Origin of the sequence: Phormidium sp. CCY1219, assembly GCF_035615515.1 — a bacterium.
In the GTDB taxonomy this organism is placed as follows: Bacteria; Cyanobacteriota; Cyanobacteriia; order Cyanobacteriales; family Laspinemataceae; genus CCY1219.
This window is the reverse complement of record NZ_JAJENT010000290.1, coordinates 1-11,475: the sequence shown is the minus strand read 5'-3', so window position 1 is coordinate 11,475 and position 11,475 is coordinate 1. Positions and strand designations below refer to the sequence as shown.

General features: G+C 51.9%; 10 protein-coding genes and 1 pseudogene. 5 read left to right on the top strand and 6 right to left on the bottom strand.

Features of this window, described 5'->3' with window-relative positions; all coding sequences use genetic code 11:
* The 3 genes and pseudogenes from LKK83_RS04725 to LKK83_RS04715 form a co-directional block, all read right to left on the bottom strand.
* A pseudogene (locus LKK83_RS04725) lies at positions 1–266 on the bottom strand (hypothetical protein); the annotation flags it as partial.
* Positions 266–451 (bottom strand): hypothetical protein, encoded by a 186-nt coding sequence (locus LKK83_RS04720; protein ID WP_324629758.1) that lies wholly within the window; start codon positions 449–451, stop codon positions 266–268. The gene LKK83_RS04720 and the pseudogene LKK83_RS04725, both read right to left, overlap by 1 nt.
* Positions 452–718: 267 nt before the next feature.
* Positions 719–1,426, bottom strand: a complete 708-nt coding sequence (locus tag LKK83_RS04715) for a uracil-DNA glycosylase (RefSeq protein WP_324629757.1) — start codon at positions 1,424–1,426, stop codon at positions 719–721.
* A 321-nt stretch (positions 1,427–1,747) separates the two neighbouring features.
* On the opposite strand from LKK83_RS04715, the gene LKK83_RS04710 reads away from it, so the two are divergent.
* Entirely contained in the window at positions 1,748–2,422 is a 675-nt protein-coding gene (locus tag LKK83_RS04710) for a phosphoribosyltransferase (protein ID WP_324629756.1), read from the top strand.
* A 160-nt stretch (positions 2,423–2,582) separates the two neighbouring features.
* The gene (locus LKK83_RS04705) at positions 2,583–2,894 is read left to right on the top strand and encodes a hypothetical protein (protein WP_324629755.1); all 312 of its coding nucleotides are present in this window, start codon (positions 2,583–2,585) and stop codon (positions 2,892–2,894) included.
* A 37-nt stretch (positions 2,895–2,931) separates the two neighbouring features.
* Here LKK83_RS04705 and LKK83_RS04700 read toward each other — a convergent pair whose 3' ends face one another.
* Positions 2,932–3,303: a VOC family protein gene (locus LKK83_RS04700; protein WP_324629754.1), complete on the bottom strand. Its 372-nt coding sequence runs from the start codon at positions 3,301–3,303 to the stop codon at positions 2,932–2,934.
* A gap of 254 nt (positions 3,304–3,557) precedes the next feature.
* Between LKK83_RS04700 and LKK83_RS04695 the strand changes: the two genes are divergently transcribed.
* The 3 genes from LKK83_RS04695 (at position 3,558) to mtnA (ending at position 7,888) form a co-directional block, all read left to right on the top strand.
* Positions 3,558–4,268, top strand: a complete 711-nt coding sequence (locus LKK83_RS04695; protein ID WP_324629753.1) for a PEP-CTERM sorting domain-containing protein — start codon at positions 3,558–3,560, stop codon at positions 4,266–4,268.
* A gap of 395 nt (positions 4,269–4,663) precedes the next feature.
* Positions 4,664–6,568: a 1-deoxy-D-xylulose-5-phosphate synthase gene (dxs, locus tag LKK83_RS04690; RefSeq protein WP_324629752.1), complete on the top strand. Its 1,905-nt coding sequence runs from the start codon at positions 4,664–4,666 to the stop codon at positions 6,566–6,568.
* Between the two features lie 261 nt (positions 6,569–6,829).
* Entirely contained in the window at positions 6,830–7,888 is a 1,059-nt protein-coding gene (gene mtnA / locus LKK83_RS04685) for an S-methyl-5-thioribose-1-phosphate isomerase (protein WP_324629751.1), read from the top strand.
* 73 nt (positions 7,889–7,961) lie between these two features.
* On the opposite strand, the gene LKK83_RS04680 is transcribed toward mtnA, so the two are convergent.
* The gene (locus LKK83_RS04680) at positions 7,962–8,816 is read right to left on the bottom strand and encodes an endonuclease/exonuclease/phosphatase family protein (protein ID WP_324629750.1); all 855 of its coding nucleotides are present in this window, start codon (positions 8,814–8,816) and stop codon (positions 7,962–7,964) included.
* Positions 8,817–8,920: 104 nt separating this feature from the next.
* Positions 8,921–11,014 (bottom strand): cation:proton antiporter, encoded by a 2,094-nt coding sequence (locus LKK83_RS04675; RefSeq protein WP_324629749.1) that lies wholly within the window; start codon positions 11,012–11,014, stop codon positions 8,921–8,923.
* Positions 11,015–11,475: the final 461 nt, after the last annotated feature.

The window sequence follows — 11,475 nt, the reverse complement described above, 5'->3', positions numbered from 1 at the left end:
GGCCAGCCTTGCCTGTTCTTGATAAGGAAAGAAATTTGCAGAGGACTCAATATTGCTGCTGGCAAAGGTTTGATTGCGTTTTTGGTCGCAACTTTCCATAGTAAGTTCAGTAGAGCCGAAATTTTTACAATGGAAATTGCCGAAAAGTAGATAAAATCTCCTCCATTAGCCGCTTGTTCTAATGCAGTTAATGCTGCGGGGGACAATCTGGGTAAATCAAAAACATACCAAATGAGGGTATGGGTATCTGCTACGACTGATAGCATCAAACAATCTGCCTGGGAAAATTACCCCAAATTTCTTTTCGGGCTTGGGTGATGTCTTTTTCGGTAATATCTACGGCTAAGTCAGCACACAACCCTTTGACGCTCTTTAAGGGGTGTTTAGGAGTGGTTTGGTGATGAAGAAACTTGGCGAAATCTAACACTTCTTGCTGTTTATCCGGTGTCAATTCCCGCAAGGTTTACAAAACGGCTTGTTCTAAATTCATGGCTTGATTGCCTCCGCTATTATTTCAGAATTATTGTAACGCTTTTGCTACTGCTGTAGAGGTTCTCCCTTCAGATAGCCTACGTAGGGTGCGTGACCCCCGGCTGCCAATCCGTGGGAGAATTGTTCAATTTTGGCGGGGGGGGGTCACGCAGCTAGCCAGGGCGACAAATTGCCCGATCGCCTTTGGGTGGAATATGCAAATTAAATGTGTAACCTCCGTAGCCTCTCAACCCTCAGCTATTGACAATTCGTCTAATTTCGCGCGTACTGCTTGGATATCTTGCCACATGAGCCATTTGGGAGAGCCTTTTTCCCGGGAGGGGTTTCGCAGGAGATAGGCGGGGTGAAAAATCGGCATACAGAGTCGCCCTTCCCAGGGGAACCACTGACCGCGAATTTTAGTAATGCCGCGCTTGTCGCCAAGCAACCCTTTAACCGCAGTTGCGCCAGTTAAGAGAATAATTTTCGGATTGATGAGGCGAAGTTGTTCGAGGAGGTAAGGTTTGCAGGCGGCGATTTCGTCGGAGGTGGGGGTGCGGTTGCCTGGGGGTCTGCACTTATTGACATTGCAGATATAGACCTCGCGATCGGTGCTGAGGTTGACCGAGGCGAGAATTTTTTCTAACAGTTCGCCACTTTTGCCCACAAAGGGCAAGCCGGTTTCATCTTCGCGTTGTCCGGGCGCTTCGCCGACGATCGCGATCGCGGCGTGGAGATTGCCTCGTCCGATGACGGCGTGGGTGCGGTTCCCTCCCAATTCACATCGCTGGCATCGGTGACAGTGGTTAGCCATCTGCTCGATGGTTTCATAGGTTCCTGGTGGAATGGGGACTTTGCCATCTAACGGAATCCAATCTCGATCCACCGATGGTTCTGGGGTCGGTTCCGATGCATCGGAAAAATCGAACAGATTGAGTTGCTTCGGGTCGCTCATTCTCAGTTGATAGTATGTTATGCAAGCGTGCAAATTATGTTGCTTTACGCTTTCGTCGGCGTCGCCTCGCGTCGGCTCGATCGCGCAAAGTGCTGGTAACGCGGGAAGGTAGGATTGGATATTGCGATTGCCGCCTGCTTCCCGATTGCCAATTGCCGATCGCGTTTCATGCGCGGGTGCCTTTGGCTGTAGTTGTGCGTTTCCGGTGCCCTGGGTTTTAGACTACCCTGCCGCAGGGGAAAAGAGACAATTTGTCAAGCATGGGGTACAGAATCAGAGATGATAGAGGCAACGAAAAGGAGCTAAGGGCTGGAGGATTCAATGACACCTGCCCCATTATTTTACGATCGCAGGGCAGCCGGCGAGCAACTTGCCAAAGCGATCGCGGCGCAAATCAGCCAACTGGATCCGGCAGAGGTGGAGAAACCGCCGATTGTCTATGCCCTCCCGCGTGGGGGATTGCCCGTCGCCGAACCGGTGGCGCGGCGGTTGGGTTGTCCGTTGGATATTATGGTGGCGAAAAAAATTACCCGCCCGGACAATCCCGAACTGGCGATCGGTGCTGTTACCGCAGATGGGCAAGTCTTGTGGGTGAAACAGCGATCGCGACGGTTTCGGTTTCGACGGTTAGCGCAAGCGGAAGCGACGGCGAAAGCACAAGCCCAGGAAGCCTTATTTGCCTCGAGGCGTCCGCAAGTACAGCCGGCAGGGGCGATCGCCCTGTTGGTGGATGATGGGATTGCCACCGGCATGACAATGGCAGTTGCCGCCCAAGGGTTGCGAAAGCAACAACCGGCCCAGGTGTGGATCTGTACGCCAGTTGCACCCGCCGAGTTGATGGAAGTGCTGACCCAGTGGTGCGATCGCCTCGTAGTCTTGGCCAACCCCCAACCCTTCCTCAGCGTCAGCCGCTTTTACGAACAATTTCCCCAGGTGCAAATCGAAGAAGCGATCGCCAATTTACACCAACAACAGCAATGGCTATCCGGAGATTAAACCAACCTCTCGGAATCCACCGATTAAGATAAGAAAGAGCGCAAAATACTTGGCCTTTCAATAGTAGCGAGGCGCAGACTTGGGAGAGAATTTACCACTGATGTTCGCTCTTGAAATATCGGTAAAATAGAAGCGAATTAATTTTATCTGAATAATTGAAATGAGCAATTGGCAAACCTATTGGAATACAGTCCTCATTTGGGTGGAAGACGATCCACCTCGGGCGGTGGAACTGCTGATGTTAATCTTAGCCGCAATTATGGCCGTCATGTGGGTGCAACGGCCTCAAGATTGGCCGTATTTGGTATTGTTTACCAGTTATGTGGTGGGTTCGGCAACCTCAATTTGGGTAAGAACCGCGATCGCGCCGGTAAATCGAACCCGCAGGATTCAGGCAACCGGAGTTTTTGTCTTAACCCTCTTGTTTGCCTTGTGTAGTATGGCGCAGTTGTTTTACGGGTACGGCACTTGAGCCAAACTGCAGCGAGTTACCACTGACGGGGTTGGGATTAACGAGATTGATGCAAAATCAAGCGATTGCCTGCCGGATCGCAAGCATAGATTTCGCGACCGTGTTTGGCCGGGAAAATTTCGCCGGGGGGCGGACAGCCTAAAGTGTGAAGATGGGCGATCGCCGCCTCCAAATTATCCACTTCAAAACACAAACTCATGCTGCTGTGGCCCGGGTGGGCAAATTCCGACTCGTGGGATGCTTTAGGGCGGAAAATGCCCAAAGTCAACCCGGGCAGGGAAAATTCAGCATAAACATTGGGAATCAACACATGAGGTTCGATTCCCAGCCATTGGGTGTAAAACGCCAACAGGGGCGCGAAATTCACTGCCGATAGGGTGACAAACCCCCGATGATAGTGCCAAGTCATGGTAGGCAACCGAAACGAGACATCCGCGAGGCCAAGCAGGGGGTCAGTTCCCCACCAATGCCCCGAGCGCTTCATCTCAACTTTACCATTGCCAACCGCTATTTAAAGAGTTGATGAAATCGCCCTATGTAGGGTGACTCGGAGTGGATAAGGCGCTTATAGTGGCACATGAGGCGGTCGAAAAGCACTGGCGGAATAGATCGACAGATGGGGGAAAGCGCCTCAAGCGTCAAGTCTGAGTAGGAGAAAACAACATGAATCCACGCAAATCATTATTCAGCCTCGCCCTGGCCACCTTGGGAGTCTGTGCCTTACCGGGGGCAGCAGATGCCTTTACCCTCAGTCGCGTCAGTGACGACTATGCATTTAACGACATCATCGACGAGCTGTCATTTGTAGCCGAAGGGAGAATTGGCGGCAATAGTACCTTCGAGCTAGATATCCATGAAGACCATCCAGGGGTGATTCTTCCTGGAGATTCCGCTGAGTTTAGCTGGGACAATGGCGTAGCGCAAGCCTTCGAGCTGATGTACGATGCGGTCAATAGTCTGGTCACCTACACCGTGGGAGATGTCACCTTAGACTACACCGCCACGGATCCGTTTAGCGATATCTTCATCCGCACCCGGGCCGTGAATGCGGGCAGCAGTATAGAGGTGAACAACTTATTTCTTGACGAGACGGCGATCGATGATTTTTCCATTGCCAATACGGATGACGGCGTAGAATATCTGCGAATTGGCGGATTATCCGGCGATAGCTTCAAACTGTCTGGGGATTCGATTATGAGCTGGCTGGGTGAGGCCCCGACCCAATCGCGTCTCGCCTATCAAATCAAAGTAGGCACCAGCAAAGACGGATCCGTGCAGCCGGAAGACGTTCCCGAACCCGGTACGGTATTGGCATTGGTAGTGGGTGCAGGTGCCTTGGGTTTGACCCGTCGTCGCCGCGAAGAAACCGCCTAAGATAAGACCCTCGCCTTCGCCAGTGCTGCGAGAATAGTGCCACGAAAGGGCTAGGGAAGCTGGAAAGAGTTTCGGTAGGGCGTTTGCGGTTCATCCCACTGGTTTAAGCAAGAGTCCCACCTCCGATTTGGGGGTGGGATTTTTTGTCGGACCGTTCCCCTCATCGGGGCAGGTGGTCTAGATTAATAAGAACAACAGCTATTATGCTGGTAAATTAAACAGGACTTATTACTCCATTAAGCTGGACTGATTTAAGTCTCTCCCCGATTCGAGACCGTCAAGGGACTCGATCGCCCGGGGATCGACCCTCATCCGGACGGCAGGCGTACCGATCCCAAGACGGTCGATCGAGGGAAACATCCGAGTAAGCACGATCGCTAGAGTGGGTACACAATATGCATCTGAGTGAACTGACACACCCAAACCAGTTGCACGGTTTGTCGATTCATCAACTCGAGCAAATTGCTCGACAAATTCGCGAAAAGCATCTAGAAACCATCGCCGCCAGTGGCGGGCACTTAGGTCCGGGGCTAGGGGTAGTGGAACTGACCCTGGCTCTTTACCAGACCTTAGACCTCGATCGCGATAAGGTAGTCTGGGATGTGGGGCACCAAGCCTATCCCCACAAACTGATTACTGGTCGCTACAATCGCTTCCACACCCTGCGACAAAAAGACGGGGTTGCCGGCTATCTCAAGCGCGGCGAAAGCAAGTTCGACCACTTTGGCGCAGGTCATGCCTCCACCAGCATCTCCGCCGCATTGGGAATGGCCCTGGCGCGAGACCTGCAAGGGGAGCAATATAAAGTGGTGGCGGTGATTGGAGATGGTGCCCTGACTGGCGGAATGGCACTAGAAGCGATCAATCATGCGGGTCACTTGCCCCACACGAACTTGATGGTGGTGCTTAACGATAACGAGATGTCGATTTCCCCGAATGTGGGTGCGATTCCTCGCTATCTAAATAAAATGCGCCTTTCCCCGCCGGTTCAGTTCCTCAAAGATAACTTAGAGGAACAGTTCAAACATCTGCCGTTTGTGGGAGAAACCTTCACGCCGGAAATGGAACGGCTGAAAGAAGGGATGAAGCGCTTGGCTGTGCCGAAAGTGGGCGCGGTGTTTGAGGAATTGGGCTTTACCTATATCGGCCCGGTGGATGGTCACAATCTGGAAGAACTGATGACCACCTTTTCTCAGGCGCATCAGATGGAAGGACCGGTGCTGGTGCATGTGGCTACGGTGAAGGGCAAAGGATACGCGATCGCCGAAAAAGACCAAGTGGGCTATCACGCGCAAAGTCCTTTCAATCTCGCCACCGGCAAGGCACTTCCTTCCAATAAACCCAAACCCCCGAGTTATTCTAAAGTCTTCGCTCAAACTTTAATTAAACTCGCCGAAGATAATCCGAAAATTGTCGGCATCACCGCCGCAATGGCAACCGGCACTGGGTTGAACAAACTGCAAGAAAAACTGCCCAAACAATACGTCGATGTGGGCATCGCCGAACAACATGCGGTGACCTTGGCGGCGGGATTAGCCTGCGAGGGAATGCGCCCGGTAGCGGCGATTTATTCCACTTTCGTGCAACGGGCCTACGACCAAATCATTCACGATATCTGCATCCAAAAGCTGCCGGTGTTTTTCTGTCTCGATCGCGCTGGGATTGTGGGTGCGGATGGTCCGACGCACCAAGGTCTGTACGATATCGCCTATCTGCGTTGCATCCCCAATATCGTGCTGATGGCACCAAAAGATGAAGCGGAATTGCAACGGATGCTTGTGACGGGAATTAATTACACCGATGGCGCGATCGCCATGCGCTATCCTCGCGGTAGCGGTTATGGTGTGCCGCTGATGGATGAAGGTTGGGAACCGGTGGAAATTGGCAAAGCGGAAATTCTTCGCAATGGCGACGATCTGCTCCTCCTCGGTTACGGTTCGATGGTTCATCCGGCAATGCAAACGGCGGAAATTCTCAGCGAACATGGCATCGAAGCTACGGTGGTCAATGCCCGGTTTGTCAAGCCTCTGGATACGGAGTTGATTTTACCCCTGGCCCAACGCATCGGTAAGGTGGTGACGATGGAAGAAGGCTGCATCATGGGCGGTTTTGGTTCGGCGGTGGCGGAAGCTCTGCTGGATAACAATATCACCGTGCCGGTGCAGCGTCTGGGCGTACCGGATAAGTTGGTGGATCACGCGAAGCCCGATGAGTCTAAGGCGGATCTGGACTTGACGCCTGCACAAATGGCCGATCGCATTTTACAAACCTTCCAATCCCCGGTGTCTGTTGTCCGTTAATTAACTGAGTGAGTCATTCGCTCTATCAAAGCGTTACAAATTCCAGGGAAAGAGAACCCCGGGAAGCCTGGTTTTTCGGCGTTCTCTTTCTCTGGATTTACGCTTTTTTGGCCTCTTTTTTGTGGATTGAAAAGTTTACGCGAGGCATCCGGCTCATCCTGATTCGGAAACTGGTGGGATTTTGGCAAACTATTCGTCATAGATTCGGCTGGTCGAGTACAATAACTTAGAAGCGCTTAACCTAGTTTTTGTGGATTTGTTATGTCTGGAAATCCCCCTGTGTATCCCGTGGTGTGGAAAGAAGACCGCGTGATTCTTATTGACCAAACGCGACTGCCTGCAGAACATACGGTGGTGGAAATTCGCCGCTATGAGGATATGGCAGAAGCGATTAAAACTATGATCGTGCGCGGGGCACCGGCGATTGGAGTTGCGGCAGGGTATGGGCTGTATTTGGGGGCGCGGGAGATTCAAACCCACGATCGCACTGCGTTTTTGACCCAGCTTGAAACCGTGGCGGAAACCCTGCGCCAAACTCGTCCCACAGCGGTGAATTTGTTTTGGGCGATCGCTAGAATGCTGAATACCGCCCGCCAGACTCTCGGATCGGTGGAGTCGCTGAAAACTCTGTTGCTGGAAACGGCAAAAACTATTCAAAGGGAAGATTTGCAAACCTGTGAGGCGATCGGCGATCGCGGGGTGGAAGTGTTGCCCGCAACGCCGGAAAAACTGCGAATTTTGACCCATTGTAATGCCGGTGCATTGGCAACGGCAGGATATGGAACCGCTTTGGGGGTGGTGCGATCGGCTAGGAAGCGCGATCGGCTCGAAAGAGTCTATGCAGACGAAACTCGCCCCCGCCTGCAAGGGGCAAAACTCACCACCTGGGAATGCATCCAAGAAGGCATCCCCGTTACCCTACTCACCGATGGCATGGCGGCTCATTGCATGAAACAAGGCATGATTGATGCCGTGGTTGTCGGGGCCGATCGCATCGCCGCAAATGGCGATACCGCCAACAAAATCGGCACCTACAATTTGGCGATTGTTGCCCAAGCGCATCAGGTTCCGTTTTTCGTCGCTGCCCCCTTATCTACGGTTGATTTTGAATTGCCCAACGGCAGTGAAATTCCCATTGAAGAACGGGATGTTTCGGAAGTGGCTCGAGTGGGCCAAACAACCATTTGTCCCTCGGGGGTGGAGTTTTACAATCCCGCGTTTGATGTAACCCCTGCGGAGTTAATTGCGGCAATTATAACCGAATATGGTGCGGTTTCGCCTGGGAATTTACAGCAGTTTCAAGCAAAGCAAGTGGTGTAGGGTTTTCCCACCCGATGAGGGAATGCGGCGCTGTTCCCTCATCGGTGAAAGAACACCCAACCGGGGGGTTGGCTTATCCCGGTTGGGACAAGCGTGCCACTAAGCCAAAATGGTCTGAAGGAAATACATGGGGATTGTGGGGAAATATCGGTTTGGTGCCGAGAAGTTCGATGGATTGGGGTTGCCAATTTACCGATTTTGTGGTATGCAGCAAAATGCGATCGAACCGCACTTGTTTTTCTTTCCCTTTTTGTTCCAGTCTCATCAAATTAATATCCGTGTCTTCGGTGTACCCAGCTTCTCCGGGTCTTAATTTAGCCCACAAATCCACATATCGCGGGTCTAAATTATCATTTTCGTTCCAGCTCGAACAAAAATTAAAATCACCCATTAAAATCGCTGCTGGAGCGGTTTCTAATTGGGGAAAAATTAACGACAGTTGCTTGGCGCGGATGGCGGTGGAGCTTTTTTGACTTTCTAAATGAACGCTGGCGAGTTTCAAAGGGTGTCCGTTGAGGAGAATATCGGCAACAATTAATTGCCGATACATGGTCGTGGGTAAGTGGTGCAGGGATAAATTGTGCAGGGGGAAGCGGGAGAGCAAAACCACGCCGTAGGGGTCAACAGTTTTCCCGGTGATGTCGGAAATAAAGTAGTGTTCTCGTACCCAGTCTTGTTGCAAGATAAGCGCCAGGGAGTCTGGGGTGATTTCTTGCACGGCGATCGCATCGGCGTGACAAGTTTTCAGAATCTCTAACCATGCCTTGCAGCGTTCTCGAAAACAAAATTCGGCAAACCACACATTATAGGTGGCGACGGTAAGTTCGGTAGCGATGATGTTCTCGGGCGCATCAGTTGCCGGCACCCAAGCGCCGGTTTCGCGGTTGAATCTCCAAGGGGTTAATGATTGGATGGCAGAAGATTCCATTGTTAACAGAGGGAATTGATTTTCGAGTGGGGAAGCAAATCGGCGGGGATTAAAATCCCCGCCCGGTGTTGCTGGGGGGAACGAGAGGATGGAAAAAAATGGGATTAGGAGTGGGGTTCGCCAAACAGAACCATCGAACAGTGCAACTGTTGAATCACCTCGCTGGTGACATTACTGATGGCTAAACCACCGGCAGTGCGACGGCGGATGGAACGCAGAATAACCAAATCCATCGATTCGGCGGCGCGCAGGATAACTTTAGCCACATCATCATGGGGAACGGTTTTGATAGAGAGATTCACTTGCGGTCCGCCTTCTTTAACCAGTTGAGAGAGTTGGAATTCAAAGCGATCGATTTGGTCGAGGGGGGTGCGCCGATCGCAAACGTGAAGCAAGGTAATTTCCCCTTCATTAGAATCGGCAAATAGTTGAGCAAACCGGACCGTTCGCAGGGTTTGGGGGGTCAAATTTTTCACCGGTACCAAAATGCGATGAATGTTAATCGGTTCGTCCATTAAGCGCATCACCGCAACGGGACAGTGGGAGGACCAAAACACATCATTAATCACATTCCCAAATAACCGGGCGCGCAAGCTGGTGGTGGCACTCCATCCCATCACCACCAGACTGGCGCTTTGTTCGCGCGCCACGCGACTGATTCCGTGGGCGATATCGTCATCGATTCGCACTTCGGGTTCGGCGGGGACGCCAAACTCCTTGGAGGTCTCCAGGGCGCGATCGAGCAGTTTCTGACTTTGGTTGAGGGCGCTGTTGAGTTGCGGGTCATCCATGTGGACGTGGGCGATTGCCACGGAGACGGGAACGATGCGCCCGGATTCGTGACGGGCCAGCAGTGCCGCCATTTCGATTAAATAGCGTTCCGTGAGGGGATTGTACACCGGGACGACCACGGTAAAAGGGCGATCGCCGCCGTTTTGGGCGTTGAAATCCAGCAGTTTTCCTTCATGCTGGTCCGTTTCCCACCAGATCTCGCGGTTGGAGTTCTCGAAGTTGGTTTTCGGTAAGGGCAAACCACTGGCAAAGCGCGCTGTCATTAACGGACCGAGAATCGATGTCACCAACATCAAGACAATCACCGCGTTAAACACTTTCGGTTCGATGACGCCTTGTTGCACCCCCACGAGGGCTGCGGCTAAGGTGGCGGCAACCTGGGGCAATGACAACGACCACATGGTAAGGGCTTCGAGCCATTTGTAGCCGTAAACTACTTTTGCCAGGGTGGCGGCGATGAATTTGCTGACCATCAAGCCCACCACAATCGCCAGGGTGAGTCCCAAGGAGGTGGTGAGGGTTTCGGCAAAGGCATTAATATCGAGCAGCAGTCCCATCCCCACAAAAAAGAAAGGGATAAACATCACACTGCCGACGAATTCTACCTTTTCTTTCACCGGACCATTTCCCACTACGTCGTTTACTGCCAATCCGGCGAGGAAGGCCCCGACAATTTTATCCACGTTAATAAATTCCGCGCCGACGGAAGCGAGAAAAACTGCTAGCAGGACGAAGAGAAATTGGTTGCCTTCTTCATCACCGGTGCGCCGAAAAAATTCTTTCCCGGCCCAGTCAAACCCAAACAATACGGCAAAGGAATAAATCCCTAATGCGGCAAGTTGCAAAAACAGACTGAAGGCGGAGAATTCGCCGGCATTGATGGAGACGCAAATGGCGAGAACCAGCAGGGCGGCAATATCGGTGAAAATTGTGGCACCAATGGTGACGGTGACGGCTTCATTGCCCACTACGCCTAAGCGGTTAACGATTGGATATCCCAATAAGGTATGAGAGGCGAGCAAAGATCCGATGAGAATTGAAGGCGTCCAATCGAAGCCGAAAATGCGCCCGATTAAGGCCCCGGTAATTAAGGGGAGCAAAAAGGTGGCGCTGCCAAATCCCATCGAGCGATTTTTGGTTTTGCGGAATTGAACCAAATCGATTTCTAATCCGGCGACGAACATCAAGTAGATTTTTCCGATGTCCGAGAGCAACTTCATCGTGTCCTCGTCGGGATTGAGTAAATCTGCGCCATCGGGTCCGAGAAGTACCCCCGCCACTAACAAGCCGACTAATCCGGGAAGTCGAAGTTTTTCAAAGATGGGGGGAACGGTCAAGATGACCAAAAGGAGAATGGTAAATTCAACGATTGGACCGTCTGGAATTAAGCTTAAAATCTGTTCCATAAGAGTGTCATTAAAGGCCAGCAAAGCGCAAACAAAATGAGTTTTTAACGGAGAATAGGTTTCATAAAAACATTACATGGAGCTTGCAGGAGTTAGAACAAAGATAGCTTAGTTTGATAGGAAAATGCAAGGATGGCTGGGGGGTTTTGCAATGGGTGGGGGGAGGGGTTTGGTGGAAAGTGCGGCTTGCCGGTTTTTTGGTCACTATAGCATTTTCGATAGGGGATGAACTGCCGGGTTGTTTTTTTCGGTGGGGAAGGCACTATAGGCCGATCGCAGGACTTTTGTGCGGGGGAGAGGTCTGCGGTAGCGTGGGGTGGCGCGGTATTTTATGGCAGTTCTCATATGGGTGAGGTAACGAATTTTTTACTTCGGAGGTGCCGACGCGGTTGGGACTATTCGGCAGCGGATCGCATCAAGAAAGAGACCTGCTATATTTCACCACCACCACGCGATCGGTG